The following is an 18633-nucleotide window of genomic DNA, read 5'->3' as shown; positions in this document are numbered from 1 at the left end:
GGGCCGCCCCCCTGCGTACGGGCGGCCCGGCCCGGGGACTAGCGTGGCTCCGTCGGCCCAGGACCCACGCGAAAGGCACAGATGTGGCGACCACGGCAGCCGCGCCCGGCTTCCAGGCACTGCCCGAGCTGACCGGGAGCCGCTTCCTCGGCACCTGGCAACTCGACGGCGTCGCCCTGGCCGCCGTGCTCCTGCTCGGCGCGGTGTACGGATACGGCGTACGGCGCAGGCTCGCCTCCGGTGGCCGCTGGCCGCTGTGGCGGGTCGCCGTCTTCTACGTCTTCGGCCTCGGCACCCTGGTCTTCGCGACCATGTCGGCGCTCGCCGTCTACAACCGGGTGCTGTTCTGGCCCGCGGCCGTGCAGAACATCCTGCTCGACCTGTTCGCCCCGCTCGGCCTCGCGCTCGGCGACCCGATCGGCCTCGCCGCCCCCGGCAGCCGCCTGCGCCGCGCGTTCTCCTCCCGCCCGGTGCGCGTGCTCACCTACCCGCTGATCAGCTCGGTCCTGGTACTCGTCTCCGAACTGACCATCTACTTCACGCCGTACTTCCCGCACGCGCTCGCCCACGACTCCGTACGGCAGCTGATGCACCTGCAACTGCTGCTCACCGGATGCCTGTTCGTGCTGCCCATGCTCAGCCGCCAGGAGCTGCTGCCGCGCTGGTGCAACCACCCGGTGCGCGCGGTCCTGGTCTTCCTCGACGGACTCTTCGACTCCGTGCCCGGCATCGTCGTGATGACCAGCGGCACCCTGGTCGCCGGCCACTGGTACCACACGCACACCCGCGACTGGGGGCCCTCCGTCAAGCGCGACCAGATGCTCGGCGGCGGCCTCATGCTGGCCCTCGCCGAACTCGTCGGGCTGCCCTTCCTCCTGCTGGTCTTCATGGAGTGGTGGCGCGCCGACCGGGACAAGACCGCCGCGCTCGACGCCGCCCTCGACCGCGAGGCCGTGCTGTCGGCCCGGGCCGAGCAGCAGGTGCCTTCCGGGGCTTCGGCGGCCTCCGACTCTCCCGCGGGCGCTTCGGGCGGCGCTTCGGGCGGCGGTGCGCCCTCCGCCGCGGTGCCCGCCCCCTCGGCCCCGGCCGCGCCCGCTCGGGCCGAGGTGCCTGTGTCCACCCGCCCCTGGTGGGAGACGGACGAGGGCGAGGTCGGCGAGCGGATGCGCCGCCGCCGCTGAGCGCCGTCGCCGCCCGGCGCCCGGAGGCGGGTCAGGGCGCGGCGGCCGTGGGCGGTTCCGCCTCCGGCGCGGGCCCGGCGTAGCGGACCGCCAGCGCGGCCGCGGTCTCGGCCAGCCGTGCGCGCAGCGCGGCCGGGGCCAGCACCTCGGCCTCGGCGCCCAGCGACAGGAAGAAGGCGTGCGCCTGGTCCACGGACTCCACGGGCAGTACCGCGCGGGTCCAGCCGTCCGTTTCCGTGCTGCCGGTGGCCGCGAGCGCCCGGGCCGCCGCCCCGGTCAGCCGTGCCCCCGCCGCGGGGGAGAGCCGTACCGTGGCCTCCTCCTGGTGCAGGCGGGCGTGGAAGTCCGCCTGGTGGCGCTGCCAGTAGTCCGCCAGGTCGAAGTCCGGCGGCGGCTGGAAGCCCTCCGCCGTGGGCGTCAGCGCGAGGATCTGGTCCACGCGGTACGTACGCGGCCCCGGGCCCGCCACGGCGTACCAGCGGCCGGCCTTGAGCACCAGGCCGTACGGTTCCAGCCGGCGGTCGACGTCGGTGGGCTCCTTCCAGCGGCGGTACCGGACCTCGATCGCCCTGCTGTGCCAGACCGCGTCCGCGACCTGCCGCAGGAACCGCAGGTCGGCGTCCTCGGTGTACCAGCCCGGCGCGTCGAGGTGGAAGCGGGCGGCGATCCTGGTCGCCTGGGCGCGCAGCTCCGCGGGAAGGGCCGCCCGCAGTTTCAGCTGGGCCGCCGCCAGGGAGGGGCCGAGCCCCAGATCCGCGGCCGGGCCCGGCGCGCCGGACAGGAGCAGCGCGTCGGCCTCGGTGGAGGTGAACCCCGTCAGCCGGGTCCGGTAGCCGTCGAGCAGCCGGTAGCCGCCGGCGTGGCCGGCGTCGCCGTAGAGCGGGACACCGGCGGCGTGCAGGGCCTCCACGTCGCGGTAGACGGTGCGGACCGAGACCTCCAGCTCCGCGGCGAGCTGGGCGGCGGTCAGCCGGCCCCTGTTCTGGAGCAGCAGCAGGATTGACAGCAGCCGGCTGGACTTCACTGACACAGGGTGTCAGTGAAGCCGTTCTAGCGTCCAGCCATGCCTTTCACCGAGAAACTGCTGACCGCGCGGCCGCCGCTGGAGGTCGGCGGTCGCCGCCTCAAGCGGTACCACGTCACCGCCGACCCCGCGGGGATCGCGCCGGAGGTCGAGGCGGCCGCGTACGCGCTCCTGCCCGACCTGCTGCCCGAACCCGACGGGACGCCCGGCGCGGGCTTCGTCGTCCTCCACAGGGGAGGGGACGACGGCGCCTACCTCAACGCCTACACCTGGGCCTGGGACAACGCCCTGCACTTCGCGGGAGCGGCGGCCGGGCAGCCGGTGCTCGGCTGCCCCGACCACGACCCGACCCGCTTCGTCCGGGTCGAGCGGTCGCTGATCGGCTGCGTCTGGGAGCTGCCGCCGCTGCTGCACGAGCGGGACGCCTGGGTGCGGCACGTCCTGGCCGCCGACCCGCCCGACCTGGACGCCTACCTCCTGGACACCCTTCCCGACGGCACCACCGGAGACCGCCCGTGACCAGCACCCCGAGCAGCACCGCGCACGACTTCGACTTCCTCGTCGGCACCTGGGACGTCGCCAACCGGCGGCGCACCGACTTCCTCGACCCGCAGTCGCCCTGGGAGGAGTTCCCCGGCGTGAGCCGCGCCTCCGGCCACTTCGGGGGGAACGCCAACTTCGACGAGGTGACCTTCCCCACCAAGGGCTCCGCCGGCCTGACCCTGCGGCTCCACGACCCTGTCCGCCAGGAGTGGTCCCTGTACTGGGCGAGCGAGCGCACCGGCACCCTGTTCCCACCGGTCGTCGGCCGCTTCACCGACGGCGTCGGCGAGTTCCACGGCAACGACCGCCACGAGGGCCGCAACGTGCGGGTCCGGTTCCTGTGGAGCGGCGTCACCGCCGACGCCGCCCGGTGGGAGCAGGCGTTCTCCACCGACGGCGGCGCCACCTGGCTGACCAACTGGACGATGCGCATGACCCGCCGCCGGGACTGAGCCGTACCGGACCGCACGGTCCGGCCGGGCCGTGCGGTCCGGAACGGCCCTGCCCCGCTCACCAGCCGCGTGCGCGCCACTCCGCGAGGTGGGGGCGCTCGGCGCCGATGGTCGTGTCGTCGCCGTGGCCCGGGTAGACCCAGGTCTCGTCCGGGAGGACGTCGAAGAGCTTGGCCGACACGCCGTCGAGGAGGCTGGTGAACGCGGCGGGGTCGTCGTGCGTGTTGCCCACGCCGCCGGGGAACAGGCAGTCGCCGGTGAACACGTGCGGGTGACCGTGCGGGTCGTCGTAGATGACGGCGACGCTGCCGGGGGTGTGGCCCACGAGGTGGCGGACGGTGAGGCGCAGCGGGCCGAGCGGGACGGTGTCGCCGTCGTCCAGCAGGGTGCCGGTGGGCACGGGGATGCCCGGGGCGTCCTCGCGCCCGGCGTAGGTGGCGGCCCCGGTGGCCGTCACCACGTCCTGGAGCGCCTGCCAGTGGTCGCCGTGCTGATGGGTGGTGACCACGGAAGTGAGACCATCGGTACCGACGACCTCCAGCAGGGTCCCCGCGTCGTTGGCCGCGTCGATCAGCAGCTGCTCGCCGGTGGCCCGGCAGCGCAGCAGGTACGCGTTGTTGTTCATGGGGCCGACCGCGACCTTCGTGATGATCAGGTCTTCCAGCTCGTGCACGTCGGGCGTGCCGCCGACCGTGACCTCTCCCGTATACGCCATGCGCCCAGCCTATGGCCTGTCACGCCGGGGACGCATGCACCACACGATCGGGTGAAAGGGGCAGTGGAAGGCCGGGAATCGAATGTGCGTGCTATAGAGTCGTGAGTGTCGCAGCGGCCGGGCCAGACGGCGGCGACAGGACCGGCAAGAGGTCCGAGAGGAAGAAATGTCGACCGTTCCCCGTTTAGGCTGACCGGGGGGTGTTGACCGTTCACCGTCCCCCTACTACGGAAAGGTGCACTGGCGTGGCCGACCGACTCACCGTCCGCGGCGCTCGCGAGCACAATCTCCGGAACGTCTCGCTGGACCTGCCCCGGGACTCGCTCATCGTGTTCACCGGGCTGTCCGGTTCCGGGAAATCCTCGCTCGCTTTCGACACGATCTTCGCGGAGGGCCAGCGCCGGTACGTCGAGTCGCTCTCGTCCTACGCCAGGCAGTTCCTCGGGCAGATGGACAAGCCCGACGTGGACTTCATCGAGGGCCTGTCACCGGCCGTCTCCATCGACCAGAAGTCCACCTCCCGCAACCCGCGCTCGACCGTCGGCACCATCACCGAGGTCTACGACTACCTGCGGCTGCTCTTCGCCCGGATCGGCAAGCCGCACTGCCCCGAGTGCGGCCGTCCGATCGCCCGGCAGTCCCCGCAGGCGATCGTGGACCGGGTGCTGGAGCTGGAGGAGGGCGTCCGCTTCCAGGTGCTCTCCCCGCTGGTGCGCGAGCGCAAGGGCGAGTTCGTCGACCTCTTCTCCGACCTCCAGACCAAGGGGTACAGCCGGGCCCGGGTGGACGGCGCCACCGTCCAGCTCACCGACCCGCCCAAGCTGAAGAAGCAGGAGAAGCACACCATCGAGGTGGTCGTCGACCGCCTCACCGTCAAGGACAGCGCCAAGCGCCGCCTCACCGACTCGGTGGAGACCGCGCTCGGCCTCTCCGGCGGCATGGTCATCCTCGACTTCGTCGACCTGCCCGAGGACGACCCGCAGCGCGAGCGGATGTTCTCCGAGCACCTCTACTGCCCTTACGACGACCTGTCGTTCGAGGAGCTGGAGCCGCGCTCCTTCTCCTTCAACTCGCCCTTCGGCGCCTGCCCGGACTGCACCGGCATCGGCTCCCGGATGGAGATCGACCCCGAGCTGATCGTGCCCGACGAGCAGAAGTCGCTCGACGAGGGCGCCCTGTCACCGTGGTCCAGCGGCATGTCCAAGGGGTACTTCGACAAGCTGGTGCAGAGCGTCGCCAAGGAGGTCGGCTTCCGCACCGACATCCCGTACGCGGGCCTGCCCGCGCGCGCCAAGAAGGCGCTGCTCTACGGGCACAAGTCCGAGGTCCGGGTGGCGTACAAGACCCGGTTCGGCCGCGAGCGCTCGTACACCACGCACTTCGAGGGCGTGATCCCCTACGTCCGCCGCCGGCACAACGAGTCGGAGAGCGACTCCAGCCGCGAGCGCTTCGAGGGGTACATGCGGGCGGTGCCCTGCCCCACCTGTGAGGGCCGGCGGCTGAAGCCGATCGTGCTGGCGGTCACCGTGCAGGACAGGTCGATCGCCGACGTCGCCGCGATGTCGATCAGCGACTGCGCCGAGTTCCTGGCCGGGATGAAGCTCGCCGCCCGCGACAAGAAGATCGCCGAGCGCGTCCTCAAGGAGGTCAACGAGCGGCTGCGCTTCCTGGTCGACGTCGGCCTGGACTACCTCTCGCTCAACCGCGCCGCGGGCACCCTGTCCGGCGGCGAGGCGCAGCGGATCAGGCTGGCCACCCAGATCGGCTCCGGCCTGGTCGGCGTGCTCTACGTCCTGGACGAGCCCTCCATCGGCCTGCACCAGCGGGACAACCACCGGCTGATCGAGACCCTGGTCCGGCTGCGTGACCTGGGCAACACCCTGATCGTCGTCGAGCACGACGAGGACACCATCAAGACCGCCGACTGGGTGGTGGACATCGGCCCCGGCGCCGGCGAGCACGGCGGCAAGGTCGTCCACTCCGGCTCCCTGAAGGAGCTGCTGGTCAACGAGGAGTCGCTGACCGGGCAGTACCTCTCCGGCAAGCGCTCCATCCCGACCCCGGCCGACCGCCGCCCGATCGACCGTGCGCGCCGGCTGACGGTGCACGGCGCCCGCGAGCACAACCTCCAGGACATCGACGTGTCCTTCCCGCTGGGCGTGCTCACCGCGGTCACCGGTGTCTCCGGCTCCGGCAAGTCCACCCTGGTCAACGACATCCTGTACACCCACCTCGCCCGCGAGCTGAACGGCGCCCGCAGCGTCCCCGGCCGCCACACCCGGGTGGACGGCGACGACCTGGTGGACAAGGTGGTGCACGTCGACCAGTCGCCGATCGGCCGCACCCCGCGCTCCAACCCGGCCACGTACACCGGCGTCTTCGACAACGTCCGCAAGCTGTTCGCCGAGACGATGGAGGCGAAGGTCCGCGGTTATCTGCCCGGCCGCTTCTCCTTCAACGTCAAGGGCGGCCGCTGCGAGAACTGCTCGGGCGACGGCACCATCAAGATCGAGATGAACTTCCTCCCGGATGTCTACGTCCCCTGCGAGGTCTGCCACGGCGCGCGGTACAACCGGGAGACCCTTGAGGTGCACTACAAGGGCAAGTCCATCGCCGAGGTGCTGGACATGCCGATCGAGGAGGCGCTGGACTTCTTCGAGGCGGTGCCCGCCATCGCCCGCCACCTGCGCACCCTCAACGAAGTCGGTCTGGGGTACGTCCGGCTCGGCCAGCCCGCCCCGACCCTCTCCGGCGGCGAGGCGCAGCGGGTGAAACTCGCCTCCGAGCTGCAGCGGCGCGCCACCGGCAGCACCGTCTACGTGCTGGACGAGCCGACCACCGGTCTGCACTTCGAGGACATCAGCAAGCTGATCAAGGTGCTCTCCGGGCTGGTCGACAAGGGGAACACCGTGATCGTCATCGAGCACAACCTCGATGTGATCAAGACCGCCGACTGGGTGGTGGACATGGGCCCCGAGGGCGGCAGCGGCGGCGGGCTGGTGGTCGCCGAGGGCACCCCCGAGCAGATCGCGGGCGTCCCGGCCAGCCACACCGGCAAGTTCCTGCGGGACATCCTCAGCCCGGACGCGGTCAGCGACGCGGCCGTGCCCGCGCCCAGGAAGCGGGCTCCGGCGAAGAAGGCGACCGCGGCGGCGAAGACAGCGAAGACGGCGAAGAAGGCCGTGGCTCCGCGCAAGCGCGCCGCCAAGGCATAGCCGGCGGGCGTCCCGGACGGCAGGTGTCCCCGGCTCCACGCGGGCCGGGGACATTGTCGCGGTATGCCGTCGCAAAGGCGTCCAGGTGCGGGACGTAAGGTACGGACCGCAAGACCGGTCACATCCCGCACCAGGAGCGCCCATGTCCACCGAACTGCCCGCCACCCGTCGGACCGTCCTTCGCGGCGCGGCCCTGGCCGGCGCCGTCGGAGCCGCCGGAGTCGGCCTCAGCGCGTGCGGCGGCAAGAAGAACGACTCCGCGGACGGCCCGACCAAGCCGGTGGACCTCGGCGCGTCCTCCGCGGTGCCGGTCGGCGGCGCCAAGCTCTTCCGCGACGACAAGGTGCTGGTGTCGCAGCCGACCCAGGGCACCTTCAAGGCGTTCAGCGCGGTCTGCACCCATGAGGGCTGCGTGCTCGACACGGTGGACGGCACCACCGCGTCCTGCCCGTGCCACGGCAGCGAGTTCAACGCCGAGACCGGCGCCGTCGTGCGCGGCCCGGCCCCGAAGGCGCTGCCGGCGGTGGACATCAAGGCGGTCGGCGGCAAGCTGACGGCGGGCCCCGCGACCTGACCGCTCCTGCCCCTGGATCGTCGTCTCCCGACAGTAGGGTGGAAGGCATGGCAGACCCCAGCAGCTATCGACCGAAGCCGGGCCAGATCCCCGACTCCCCAGGGGTCTACAAGTTCCGGGACGAGCACCGCCGGGTGATCTACGTCGGCAAGGCGAAGAGCCTGCGGCAGCGCCTGTCGTCGTACTTCCAGGACATCACCAACCTGCACCAGCGCACCGCCACGATGGTGACCACCGCCGCGTCCGTGGAGTGGACGGTGGTCTCCACTGAGGTCGAGGCGCTGCAGCTGGAGTACTCCTGGATCAAGGAGTTCGACCCGCGGTTCAACGTCAAGTACCGCGACGACAAGAGCTATCCGTCGCTCGCCGTGACGATGAACGAGGAGTTCCCGCGGGTCCAGGTGATGCGCGGGCCCAAGCGCAAGGGCGTGCGCTACTTCGGGCCGTACGCCCACGCGTGGGCGATCCGCGAGACCGTCGACCTGCTGCTGCGGGTCTTCCCGGTCCGCACCTGCTCGGCCGGGGTGTTCAAGCGTTCCGCGCAGATCGGCCGGCCCTGCCTGCTCGGCTACATCGGCAAGTGCTCCGCGCCCTGCGTAGGCCGGATCAGCCCGCAGGACCACCGTGAACTCGCCGAGGAGTTCAGTGACTTCATGGCCGGCCACACCGGCACCTACCTGCGCCGGCTGGAGCAGCGGATGAAGGACGCGGCCGCCGCCATGGAGTACGAACAGGCGGCCCGGCTGCGCGACGACATCGAGGCGCTGCGCCGCGCCATGGAGAAGAACGCGGTGGTGCTCGCCGACGCCACCGACGCCGACCTGATCGCGGTCGCCGAGGACGAACTCGAAGCGGCCGTGCAGATCTTCCACGTCCGCGGCGGCCGGGTGCGCGGGCAGCGCGGCTGGGTCACCGACAAGGTGGAGGCGGTCGACACCGCGGGCCTGGTCGAGCACGCCATCCAGCAGCTGTACGGCGACGAGCGCGGTGACGCGGAGCAGTCCGGCGGCAGCGGCGGCGTGCCCAAGGAAGTGCTGGTCCCGGCGCTGCCCGAGCCGGAGGAGCCGGTGGCGCAGTGGCTGGCCGAGCGGCGCGGTTCGCACGTCAGCCTGCGGGTGCCGCAGCGCGGCGACAAGAAGGACCTGATGGCCACCGTGCAGCGCAACGCGCAGCAGGCGCTGGCCCTGCACAAGACCAAGCGCGCCTCGGACCTGACCACCCGCTCCCGCGCGCTGGAGGAGATCGCCACCGCCCTCGACCTCGACACGGCGCCGCTGCGTATCGAGTGCTACGACATCAGCCACCTCCAGGGCGACGACGTGGTGGCGTCCATGGTGGTCTTCGAGGACGGCCTGGCCCGTAAGAGCGAGTACCGCCGCTTCCAGATCAAGTCGTTCGCCGGGCAGGACGACGTCCGGTCCATGCACGAGGTGATCACCCGCCGGTTCCGCCGCTACCTCCAGGAGAAGCAGCGCACCAGCGAGTGGGAGGAGCAGGAGGAGAACCCGCAGGACCAGCAGAGCCCGCCCGACGGCGGCCGGCAGCAGCCCGACGACCACGACCACGACCTGGCCGATCACCTGGCCGGACACGGGCACGACCTGGCCGATCACCTGACCGGGCACGGGCACGACCTGACCGGGCACGGGCACGACCTGACCGGGCACGACGACGCGGCGGAGCAGGACGAGGCGGTCGGCGGTCCGATCGACCCCGACACCGGGCGCCCCCGCAAGTTCGCCTACCCGCCGCAGCTCGTCGTGGTCGACGGCGGCCAGCCCCAGGTCGCCGCCGCGAGCCGGGCCCTGGCCGAGCTCGGCATAGACGACGTCGCGGTCTGCGGGCTGGCCAAGCGGCTGGAGGAGGTCTGGCTGCCGGGCGACGACGACCCGGTGATCCTGCCGCGCACCAGCGAGGGCCTGTACCTGCTCCAGCGGGTCCGCGACGAGGCACACCGCTTCGCCATCGCCTACCAGCGCAGCAAGCGCTCCAAGTCGATGAAGGCCGGCGCCCTGGACGCGGTGCCCGGGCTCGGCGCCACCCGCAAGCAGGCCCTGCTCAAGCACTTCGGCTCGCTGAAGCGGCTGCGCTCGGCGACCATCGCGGAGATCTGCGAGGTACCGGGGATCGGCCTTCGCACCGCGGAGACGGTCGCCGCCACCCTGGCGGCCGCGGCACCGGCCGGGCCGGCCGTGAACACCGCGACCGGAGAGATCATCGAGGACAGCGACGGGCAGTCCGCCGGGCCCGCGGCAGACCCGTCAGACCATCGGGGGAAGAGCAGATGAGCGAGCACGAAGAACCCAGGACCGCCACACCGGGCACCGGCAGCACCGGCAGCACCGGCAAGACCGGCTCCGGCGACGCGAGCGGCACCGCCGACGAGACCGGCACCACCGACGACATCCGCACCGCCGACGACATCCGCACCACCAACGGGAACAGCACCATCGACGAGAACACCGCCGACAACGGGACCAGCACCGACATGACCAGCGGCGCAGCGGGGGAGACCCCGGCACCCATCCCCGAACTCGTGATCATCTCCGGCATGTCCGGAGCCGGCCGCAGCACCGCGGCCAAGTGCCTGGAGGACCTCGGCTGGTTCGTCGTGGACAACCTGCCGCCCGCCCTCATCCCCACCATGGTCGACCTCGGCGCCCGCTCCCAGGGGAACGTGGCGCGGATCGCGGTGGTGGTCGACGTGCGCGGCCGGCAGTTCTTCGACAACCTGCGCGAGTCGCTCGCCGACCTCGCCACCAAGGGCGTCAAGCGCCGGGTGATCTTCCTGGAGGCGTCCGGCGACGCGCTGGTGCGGCGCTTCGAGTCCGTCCGCCGCCCGCACCCCCTTCAGGGCACCGGCCGGATCGTCGACGGCATCGCGGCCGAACGCGACCTGCTGCGCGAACTGCGCGGCGACGCCGACCTGGTGATCGACACCTCCAGTCTCAACGTGCACGAACTGCGGGCCAAGCTCGACGCCCAGTTCGCCGGTGACGAGGAACCGGAACTTCGGGCCACCGTCATGTCGTTCGGTTACAAGTACGGGCTTCCCGTCGACGCCGACCTGGTGGTGGACTGCCGCTTCCTGCCCAACCCGCACTGGGTGCCGGAGCTGCGTCCCTTCACCGGGCTCAACGACGAGGTGGCCACGTACGTGTTCAACCAGCCCGGCGCCAAGGAGTTCCTGGACCGGTACGCCGAGCTGCTGCACATCATCGCGTCGGGCTACCGGCGCGAGGGCAAGCGCTATGTGACCATCGCCGTCGGGTGTACCGGCGGCAAGCACCGCAGCGTGGCGATGTCGGAACGGCTCGCGGCGCGGCTGGCGGCGGACGGAGTGGAAACGGTGACCGTACACAGGGACATGGGGCGCGAGTGATCATGACGGGTAGGCGGCGGCGCCGCGGCGGCAAGGACGCCGCCTCGGGCCGCCGGTCCGGGGTACCGCCGAAGGTGGTCGCCCTGGGCGGCGGCCACGGCCTGTCCGCCTCCCTGGCCGCGCTGCGCCGGATCACCGGCGATCTGACCGCGGTGGTCACGGTCGCCGACGACGGCGGCTCCAGCGGGCGGCTGCGCGCCGAGATGGGGGTGCTGCCCCCCGGCGACCTGCGCAAGGCGCTGGCCGCGCTGTGCGGCGACGACGAGTGGGGGCAGACCTGGTCGCGGGTGCTCCAGCACCGCTTCGTCAGCGGCGGCGACCTGCACGGCCACGCGGTCGGCAACCTGCTGATCGTCGCGCTGTGGGAGCAGTTGAAGGACGAGGTCGCCGCCCTGGAGTGGGTGGGCCGGCTGCTGGGCGCGCACGGCAGGGTGCTGCCGATGTCGGCGGTGCCGCTGGAGTTGGAGGCGATCGTCCGCGGCCACGACCCGAAACTGCCCGACGCCGTGTCCACCGTACGGGGGCAGGCCACCGTCGCGTTGACGCCCGGCGAGGTGCAGGAGGTGCACCTGGTGCCCGCCGACCCGCCGGCGGTGCCCGAGGCGGTGCAGGCGGTGATGGACGCGGACTGGGTGGTGCTCGGCCCGGGTTCGTGGTTCTCCTCGGTCATCCCGCACCTGCTGGTACCGGAGTTGGCCGACGCGGTGGCCCAGACCAGGGCCCGGCGGGTGCTCACACTCAACCTCGCGCCGCAACCCGGAGAGACCGAAGGTTTTTCTCCGCAGCGTCACTTGGAGGTTTTGGGCCGACACGCCCCTAAACTCACCATCGACGTGGTTCTCGCCGACGAAGCCGCCGTACCCGACCGGGACAGCCTGGAACAGGCCGCCCAGAAGTTGGGCGCAACGGTCGAACTGGCCCGGGTCGCCGCCCCCGACGGGCCGCGGCACGACCCCGAGTCGTTGGCGGCCGCGTATGACCGGATTTTTCGTATGCGTGGAAGGATCGGCCCATGGCGATGACGGCAGCGGTGAAGGACGAGATTTCCCGGCTCCCCGTCACCCGGACCTGCTGCCGCAAGGCGGAGGTCTCGTCGATCCTGCGCTTCGCGGGCGGCCTGCACCTGGTGAGCGGGCGGATCGTGATCGAGGCGGAACTCGACACCGGGATCGCGGCGCGCAGGTTGCGCAAGGACATCCTGGAGATCTTCGGGCACGCCTCCGACCTGGTGGTGATGGCCCCGGGCGGGCTGCGCCGCGGCAGCCGGTACGTCGTGCGGGTGGTGGCCGGCGGCGACCAGCTGGCCCGGCAGACCGGCCTGGTGGACGGGCGCGGCCGCCCGATCCGCGGGCTGCCCCCGCAGGTCGTCTCCGGCGCGACCTGCGACGCGGAGGCGGCCTGGCGCGGCGCCTTCCTCGCGCACGGGTCGCTCACCGAGCCCGGCCGGTCCTCCTCCCTGGAGGTGACCTGCCCCGGGCCCGAGGCCGCCCTCGCGCTGGTCGGGGCCGCCCGCCGGTTGCAGATCCCGGCGAAGGCCCGCGAGGTGCGCAACGTGGACCGCGTCGTGGTCCGCGACGGCGACGCGATCGGCGCGCTGCTCACCCGGCTCGGCGCCCACGACTCCGTGCTCGCCTGGGAGGAGCGGCGGATGCGGCGCGAGGTGCGCGCGACCGCGAACCGGCTCGCCAACTTCGACGATGCGAATCTCCGCAGGTCCGCTCGTGCGGCGGTGGCCGCGGGGGCACGGGTGCAGCGCGCCCTGGAGATCCTCGGGGACGACGTCCCCGAGCACCTCGCCGCCGCCGGGCGGCTGCGGATGGACCACAAGCAGGCGTCCCTGGAGGAGCTCGGTTCCCTCGCGGAGCCGCCGCTGACGAAGGACGCGGTGGCCGGGCGTATCCGGCGGCTGCTCGCGATGGCGGACAAGCGTGCGTCCGATCTCGGGATGCCCGGCACCGAGGCCAACCTCACCGAGGAAATGGTCGGCTGACCCCGGGGTCCCCTCCCTGGCGGGGGTGCCCCTTCAGGGGCGCGGGGAACCGCGCGACCGGCCACCCGCCGGCCGGTGGTCCGGATACCCGCCGCGGGGGCTGGGCCGGCGGGCCCGGCGCGCCACCGCATCTGGCCGAGCACGCAGTACCTCCCCCAGAGCTTCGCCTGGGTGCTGACCCTGGGGTCCCCTCCCGGGCGGGGGTGCCCCTTCGGGGGCGCGGGGAACTGCGCGACCGGCCACCCGCCGGCCGGTGGTCCGGATACCCGCCGTGGGGGCTGGGCCGGCGGGCCCGGCGCGCCACCGCATCTGGCCGAGCGCGCAGTACCTCCCGCTGAGCTTCGCCTGGGTGGGGGCGCCCCCGGCGGAGCCAGGGGCGGAACCCCGGACCGTTGCCGCGGCGCAGCCGCTACGTGGCTTGCCGATGTCACCTCGTACACGCCGGGGAGGTAGGGTCGGGGGTGGTCGGGGACATCCCATATTTCGCAGCCGGAGAGGGACTCCGGCGACTGAGCGAGGAGATCGGTTCGTGACGATCCGGGTAGGCATCAACGGCTTTGGCCGCATCGGTCGTAACTTCTTCCGCGCCATCCTGGAGCAGGGTGCGGACATCGAGATCGTGGCTGTCAACGACCTGGGTGACACCGCGACCACGGCACATCTGCTGAAGTACGACACCATCCTGGGGCGCCTCAAGGCCGAGGTCACCCACACCGCCGACACGATCACCGTGGACGGCCACACCATCAAGGTGCTCGCCGAGCGCGACCCCGCCGCCATCAACTGGGGCGAGCTGGGCGTCGACATCGTGATCGAGTCCACCGGGATCTTCACCAAGGCGGCCGACGCGGGCAAGCACATCGCCGGCGGCGCCAAGAAGGTCATCATCTCGGCGCCCGCCACCGACGAGGACATCACCATCGTGATGGGCGTCAACCAGGACGCGTACGACCCGGCGGCGCACAACATCATCTCCAACGCCTCCTGCACCACGAACTGTGTGGCGCCGATGGCGAAGGTGCTGCTGGAGAACTTCGGCATCGTCAAGGGCCTGATGACGACGGTGCACGCGTACACCAACGACCAGCGCATCCTGGACTTCCCGCACAAGGACCTGCGTCGCGCCCGTGCCGCCGCGGAGAACATCATCCCGACCACCACGGGTGCCGCCAAGGCCACCGCGCTGGTCATCCCGGAGCTGGCCGGCAAGCTCGACGGCATGGCCATGCGCGTCCCGGTCCCGACCGGCTCGGTCACCGACCTGGTGGTCGACCTGGAGCGCGAGGTCACCAAGGACGAGGTGAACGCGGCCTTCCAGAAGGCCGCCGAGGGCCAGCTCAAGGGTCTGCTGGAGTACACCGAGGACCCGATCGTGTCCTCGGACATCGTCAACACCCCGGCGTCGTGCACCTTCGACTCGAAGCTGACCATGGTGCAGGGCAAGACCGTCAAGGTCATCGGCTGGTACGACAACGAGTGGGGCTACTCCAACCGCCTGGTGGACCTCACGGTCTTCGTCGGCGACCGGCTCTGAGGCACCGCCGGAACCGCGGCCGCGTAGCCGTTTCCGTCAGCCACCGCACCGTGATGTGAGCGACAGGGTCCGGACGAGCGCGATGACGCGCCGTCCGGGCCCTGTTCGCGTGCGTCCGGTGCCGGACCCTACTCACAGGAGACCCGACAGATGAAGACGATCGACGACCTGATCGCCGACGGACAGGTCGAGGGCAAGCGGGTGTTCGTCCGCGCCGACCTCAACGTGCCGCTGGACGGCACGACCATCACCGACGACGGCCGTATCCGGGCCGCCGTGCCGACCATCGCCAAGCTCGCCGAGGCCGGCGCCACGGTGGTCGTCGCCTCGCACCTGGGCCGCCCCAAGGGCGAGCCCGACCCGAAGTTCTCGCTCGCCCCGGTCCGCGACCGGCTGGCCGAACTGCTGGACCGCCAGGTGCTGTTCGGCACCGACACGGTCGGCGAGCAGACCCGGCAGGCGCTGGAGGGCGCCGGCGCCGGCGACGTGGTGCTGCTGGAGAACCTGCGCTTCTTCCCCGGCGAGACCAGCAAGGACGACGCCGAGCGCGGCGCGTTCGCCGACCGGCTCGCCGCCCTCGCCGACACCTACGTCGGTGACGGCTTCGGCGCGGTGCACCGCAAGCACGCCTCGGTGTACGACCTGCCGGCCCGGCTGCCGCACGCCGCCGGCGGCCTGATCGCCACCGAGGTCGGGGTACTGAAGAAGCTCACCGAGGACGTCTCCCGCCCCTACGCGGTGGTGCTCGGCGGCTCGAAGGTGTCCGACAAGCTCGGCGTCATCGACCACCTGCTGGACAAGGCCGACCGCATCCTGGTCGGCGGCGGCATGGTCTTCACCTTCCTCAAGGCCCAGGGCCACGAGGTCGGCAAGAGCCTGCTCCAGGAGGACCAGATCCCGGTCGTCACCGAGTACCTGGAGCGGGCGAAGGCCAAGGGCGTGGAGTTCGTGCTGCCGGTCGACGTGATCGGCGCCACGCAGTTCCCCGACCTGAAGACGAAGGCGCCGGCGGAGCCGGTCACCGCTCCCGTGGACGCCATCCCCGCCGACCTGATCGGCCTGGACATCGGCCCGGAGTCCCGCAAGCTGTTCGCCGCGAAGCTCGCCGACGCGGCGACCATCTTCTGGAACGGCCCGATGGGCGTCTTCGAGCACCCCGACTTCGCCGACGGCACCCGCGCCGTCGCGCAGGCGCTGGTCGACGCTCCCGCGTTCAGCGTGGTCGGCGGCGGCGACTCGGCCGCGGCTGTCCGCATCCTGGGATTCGACGAGAATGCTTTCGGCCATATTTCCACCGGCGGCGGCGCCAGCCTGGAGTACCTCGAAGGCAAGACGCTGCCCGGCCTTTCCGCTTTGGAGAACTGAAGACCGATGAGTGAGCAGAGCACCCGCACCCCGCTGATGGCGGGCAACTGGAAGATGAACCTCAACCACCTCGAGGCCATCGCGCACGTCCAGAAGCTCTCCTTCGGCCTCAACGACAGGGACCACGACGCGGTCGAGGTCGCCGTCCTGGTGCCCTTCACCGACCTGCGCTCCGTGCAGACCCTGGTGGACGGCGACCGGCTGCGGATCAAGTACGGCGCCCAGGACGTGTCGGCGCACGACCACGGTGCGTACACCGGCGAGATCTCCGGGCCGATGCTGGCGAAGCTGAAGTGCGAGTACGTGGCGATCGGCCACTCCGAGCGCCGCCAGTACCACGGCGAGGACGAGGAGATCGTCAACAGCAAGGTGAAGGCCGCGTTCCGGCACGGCCTGACCCCGATCGTGTGCGTCGGAGAGGGCCTGGACGTCCGCAAGGCCGGCAACCAGGTCGCGCACACCCTCGCCCAGCTCGACGGCGCGCTCAAGGACGTGCCCGCGGAGCAGGCGGCGGGGATCGTCATCGCCTACGAGCCGGTCTGGGCGATCGGCACCGGCGAGGTGGCCACCCCCGAGGACGCCCAGGAGGTCTGTGCGGCGATCCGCGGCCGGCTGGCGGAGCTGTACGACCAGGAGCTCGCCGACGGCGTCCGTATCCAGTACGGCGGCTCGGTCAAGGCGGGCAACGTGGCCGCGATCATGGCCCAGCCGGACGTGGACGGCGCCCTGGTGGGCGGCGCCGCGCTGGACCCGGAGGAGTTCGTCAAGATCGTCCGGTTCCGGGACCAGTGACGGACCGGTGAAGTCAGGGGGCTGGTGAAGTACCCTGTCGGGGCCGGAGTGGTGTAGCGACACCGCCTCCGGCCCCGCGCCGTAACCGTGTAGTGCCGTCATGTAGTCGAGAGAGTTGGTCCAGCCGTGGTCATCGGGTTCTCCATCGCCCTCATCATCTTCAGCCTGCTGCTCCTGCTGCTCGTGCTCATGCACAAGGGGAAGGGCGGCGGCCTTTCCGACATGTTCGGCGGCGGCATGCAGTCCTCCGTCGGCGGTTCGTCGGTGGCCGAGCGCAACCTCGACCGGATCACCGTGGTGATCGGCCTGCTGTGGTTCGCGTGCATCGTCGCTCTCGGCATCGTGATGAAGGTGAAGAACTAGCGGGCGCCGTAAGGGGCCTTGCGGCCCACCCGCGCGGGTGACGCGCGCGCTCCGTCCGACTACCGCCCATTGCGGGCGAATTGACGCCGTGTCGCGAAGACGACTTGTCCACGACTTATCATGGACGCGCGTCTTGGGATACCGTGCCCTTTCCCGCCAGGTGCGGGGGCGAACCGGTCTCCGTCAAGTGGGCGACCTCGCAGCACCATCACGCAGGGAGTTACGACCGTGGCAAGTGGCAACGCGATCCGTGGCAGTCGGGTCGGAGCGGGGCCGATGGGAGAGGCCGAGCGCGGCGAGTCCGCTCCGCGCCTGCGCATCTCCTTCTGGTGCTCCAACGGGCACGAGACCCAGCCGAGTTTCGCCAGCGACGCGCAGATCCCGGAGACCTGGGACTGCCCCCGCTGCGGCTTCCCGGCCGGGCAGGACGAGGAGAACCCGCCGGCACCGCCGCGCACCGAGCCGTACAAGACACACCTGGCGTACGTACGGGAGCGCCGCTCGGCCGCCGACGGCGAGGCGATCCTCGCCGAGGCACTGGCGAAGCTCCGGGGCGAGATCTAGTTCCGGGCTCTTCGCCCGCCCCCGACCGCCGGGTCGGCTCAGGAAGCTGAGCCGGTCCGGCGGCCGGGGGCCTTTTTCGTGGTGTGGGCCGCCGCGATGTGCGCGGTCAGCGCGATGGAGGCGGTCGCCCGCTCGTAGGTGAGCTGCGCGACGCGGGCGTAGAGGCAGTCCACGATCAGCAGCACGGAGTGGCGGGTGCCGAAGTTGCCGCGCCGGAAGCTGGTCTCGCCGGAGAACGACGTCAGGCGGACGTCGGCGGCCTGCGCGATGGGCGAGCGCGGGTCGCCGGTGACGGCCACGGTCGCCGCCCCCCGGTCCGCGGCCAGCCGCAGGGGCTCCAGGACCTCGCGGGTGGTGCCCGAGTGGGAAACCGCCACCACCGCGTCGGAGGGCGTCAGCAGGGCCGCTGAGGTCTCCGCGGCGTGCACCTCGGTCCAGGCGTGGGCGGCGCAGCCGATGCCGAAGAGCCGGGCCTGCGTCTCGTGGGCGACGATGCCGGAGCCGCCGACCCCGTAGACGTCGATCCTGCGGGCCCGGGCGAGGGCCTGCGCGGCCCGTTCCAGCGCCTCCCGGTCCAGCAGCTCCGCGGTGTGCCGCAGCGCCCGCAGATCCGCCTCCGCGACGACGCCGATCACCTGCTCCAGGTCGTCGTCCGGCCCGATCCGCGGGCCCAGCGCGGCACTTCGCGGCTCGGCCTCGGTACGGCCCTGCTCCTGCGCCAGCTCGATCAGCAGCTGCTGGTAGGACTCCAGGCCCAGCGCCCGGCAGAACCGCGTCACCGTCGCCTGCGAGGTCCCCGTGCGCCGCCCCAGCTCCGCCGCGGAGCCGTGGGTGGCCGCGACCGGATCGGCGAGCACCAACTCGCCGACCTTGCGCAGCGACCCGGACATCCGGGGAAGTTCGGTGCGGATCAGTGCGGTGATCATGACGACTCGTCCC

At 71.7% G+C, this 18633-nt stretch carries 17 protein-coding genes; 14 read left to right on the top strand and 3 right to left on the bottom strand.

Going from position 1 to position 18633, the window contains the following annotated elements:
- Positions 1-83: 83 nt before the first annotated feature.
- The gene (locus ACIPAE_RS31775; protein WP_402449934.1) at positions 84-1181 is read left to right on the top strand and encodes a cytochrome c oxidase assembly protein; all 1098 of its coding nucleotides are present in this window, start codon (positions 84-86) and stop codon (positions 1179-1181) included.
- Between the two features lie 31 nt (positions 1182-1212).
- Here the strand turns inward: ACIPAE_RS31775 and ACIPAE_RS31770 are convergent, their stop codons facing one another.
- Entirely contained in the window at positions 1213-2205 is a 993-nt protein-coding gene (locus ACIPAE_RS31770; protein WP_402449933.1) for a helix-turn-helix transcriptional regulator, read from the bottom strand.
- 39 nt (positions 2206-2244) lie between these two features.
- On the opposite strand from ACIPAE_RS31770, the gene ACIPAE_RS31765 reads away from it, so the two are divergent.
- On the top strand, positions 2245-2724 hold the full coding sequence (locus tag ACIPAE_RS31765) for a hypothetical protein (RefSeq protein ID WP_329370566.1): 480 nt from the start codon (positions 2245-2247) through the stop codon (positions 2722-2724).
- Positions 2721-3200: a hypothetical protein gene (locus ACIPAE_RS31760; RefSeq protein WP_366414372.1), complete on the top strand. Its 480-nt coding sequence runs from the start codon at positions 2721-2723 to the stop codon at positions 3198-3200. The genes ACIPAE_RS31765 and ACIPAE_RS31760 overlap by 4 nt, the downstream gene beginning before the upstream one ends.
- Before the next feature lie 58 nt (positions 3201-3258).
- On the opposite strand, the gene ACIPAE_RS31755 is transcribed toward ACIPAE_RS31760, so the two are convergent.
- Positions 3259-3915 carry an MBL fold metallo-hydrolase gene (locus tag ACIPAE_RS31755; protein WP_329370570.1) on the bottom strand — a complete coding sequence of 219 codons (657 nt, stop codon included), beginning with the start codon at positions 3913-3915 and terminating at the stop codon, positions 3259-3261.
- Between the two features lie 245 nt (positions 3916-4160).
- Between ACIPAE_RS31755 and uvrA the strand changes: the two genes are divergently transcribed.
- The 11 genes from uvrA to ACIPAE_RS31700 all read left to right on the top strand — a co-directional run bounded on the left by uvrA (position 4161) and on the right by ACIPAE_RS31700 (position 17694).
- On the top strand, positions 4161-7130 hold the full coding sequence (gene uvrA / locus ACIPAE_RS31750) for an excinuclease ABC subunit UvrA (protein ID WP_329370572.1): 2970 nt from the start codon (positions 4161-4163) through the stop codon (positions 7128-7130).
- A 142-nt stretch (positions 7131-7272) separates the two neighbouring features.
- Entirely contained in the window at positions 7273-7704 is a 432-nt protein-coding gene (locus tag ACIPAE_RS31745) for a Rieske (2Fe-2S) protein (protein WP_329370574.1), read from the top strand.
- A 47-nt stretch (positions 7705-7751) separates the two neighbouring features.
- Positions 7752-9992, top strand: coding sequence for an excinuclease ABC subunit UvrC (gene uvrC / locus ACIPAE_RS31740; RefSeq protein WP_402449929.1), 2241 nt, complete (start codon positions 7752-7754; stop codon positions 9990-9992).
- Positions 9993-10192: 200 nt separating this feature from the next.
- The gene (gene rapZ, locus ACIPAE_RS31735; RefSeq protein ID WP_329374384.1) at positions 10193-11086 is read left to right on the top strand and encodes an RNase adapter RapZ; all 894 of its coding nucleotides are present in this window, start codon (positions 10193-10195) and stop codon (positions 11084-11086) included.
- Positions 11087-11088: 2 nt separating this feature from the next.
- Positions 11089-12108, top strand: a complete 1020-nt coding sequence (yvcK, locus tag ACIPAE_RS31730; RefSeq protein ID WP_328462789.1) for a uridine diphosphate-N-acetylglucosamine-binding protein YvcK — start codon at positions 11089-11091, stop codon at positions 12106-12108.
- On the top strand, positions 12099-13076 hold the full coding sequence (whiA, locus tag ACIPAE_RS31725) for a DNA-binding protein WhiA (protein ID WP_103884000.1): 978 nt from the start codon (positions 12099-12101) through the stop codon (positions 13074-13076). The genes yvcK and whiA overlap by 10 nt, the downstream gene beginning before the upstream one ends.
- A 529-nt stretch (positions 13077-13605) precedes the next feature.
- A complete protein-coding gene (gene gap, locus ACIPAE_RS31720; RefSeq protein ID WP_328462784.1) occupies positions 13606-14610 on the top strand; it encodes a type I glyceraldehyde-3-phosphate dehydrogenase in 1005 nt (334 codons plus the stop codon).
- A 150-nt stretch (positions 14611-14760) separates the two neighbouring features.
- Complete coding sequence (locus ACIPAE_RS31715; protein ID WP_402449926.1) at positions 14761-15975, top strand: phosphoglycerate kinase; 1215 nt, start codon at positions 14761-14763, stop codon at positions 15973-15975.
- 6 nt (positions 15976-15981) lie between these two features.
- On the top strand, positions 15982-16767 hold the full coding sequence (gene tpiA, locus ACIPAE_RS31710) for a triose-phosphate isomerase (protein WP_329370581.1): 786 nt from the start codon (positions 15982-15984) through the stop codon (positions 16765-16767).
- A gap of 126 nt (positions 16768-16893) precedes the next feature.
- Complete coding sequence (gene secG, locus ACIPAE_RS31705) at positions 16894-17130, top strand: preprotein translocase subunit SecG (protein WP_329370583.1); 237 nt, start codon at positions 16894-16896, stop codon at positions 17128-17130.
- Between the two features lie 228 nt (positions 17131-17358).
- Positions 17359-17694, top strand: coding sequence for an RNA polymerase-binding protein RbpA (locus tag ACIPAE_RS31700; protein WP_073497103.1), 336 nt, complete (start codon positions 17359-17361; stop codon positions 17692-17694).
- A 38-nt stretch (positions 17695-17732) separates the two neighbouring features.
- Here ACIPAE_RS31700 and ACIPAE_RS31695 read toward each other — a convergent pair whose 3' ends face one another.
- Positions 17733-18620, bottom strand: coding sequence for a MurR/RpiR family transcriptional regulator (locus ACIPAE_RS31695; RefSeq protein ID WP_328462775.1), 888 nt, complete (start codon positions 18618-18620; stop codon positions 17733-17735).
- Between the last annotated feature and the right edge of the window lie 13 nt (positions 18621-18633).

This window comes from Streptomyces sp. NPDC087270 (assembly GCF_044744625.1).
GTDB lineage: Bacteria > Actinomycetota > Actinomycetes > Streptomycetales > Streptomycetaceae > Actinacidiphila.
The sequence above is the reverse complement of the archived record's forward strand: the minus strand, read 5'-3'. Positions and strand labels throughout refer to the sequence as shown.

Excerpts from the sequence above, each read along its gene's own strand:
- yvcK (WP_328462789.1), top strand. The coding sequence starts at position 11,089 with ATGACGGGTAGGCGGCGGCGCCGCGGCGGCAAGGACGCCGCCTCGGGC.
- tpiA (WP_329370581.1), top strand. The coding sequence starts at position 15,982 with ATGAGTGAGCAGAGCACCCGCACCCCGCTGATGGCGGGCAACTGGAAG.
- ACIPAE_RS31695 (WP_328462775.1), bottom strand. The coding sequence starts at position 18,620 with ATGATCACCGCACTGATCCGCACCGAACTTCCCCGGATGTCCGGGTCG.
- whiA (WP_103884000.1), top strand. The coding sequence starts at position 12,099 with ATGGCGATGACGGCAGCGGTGAAGGACGAGATTTCCCGGCTCCCCGTC.
- ACIPAE_RS31745 (WP_329370574.1), top strand. The coding sequence starts at position 7,273 with ATGTCCACCGAACTGCCCGCCACCCGTCGGACCGTCCTTCGCGGCGCG.
- uvrC (WP_402449929.1), top strand. The coding sequence starts at position 7,752 with ATGGCAGACCCCAGCAGCTATCGACCGAAGCCGGGCCAGATCCCCGAC.
- rapZ (WP_329374384.1), top strand. The coding sequence starts at position 10,193 with ATGACCAGCGGCGCAGCGGGGGAGACCCCGGCACCCATCCCCGAACTC.
- ACIPAE_RS31715 (WP_402449926.1), top strand. The coding sequence starts at position 14,761 with ATGAAGACGATCGACGACCTGATCGCCGACGGACAGGTCGAGGGCAAG.
- ACIPAE_RS31765 (WP_329370566.1), top strand. The coding sequence starts at position 2,245 with ATGCCTTTCACCGAGAAACTGCTGACCGCGCGGCCGCCGCTGGAGGTC.
- ACIPAE_RS31755 (WP_329370570.1), bottom strand. The coding sequence starts at position 3,915 with ATGGCGTATACGGGAGAGGTCACGGTCGGCGGCACGCCCGACGTGCAC.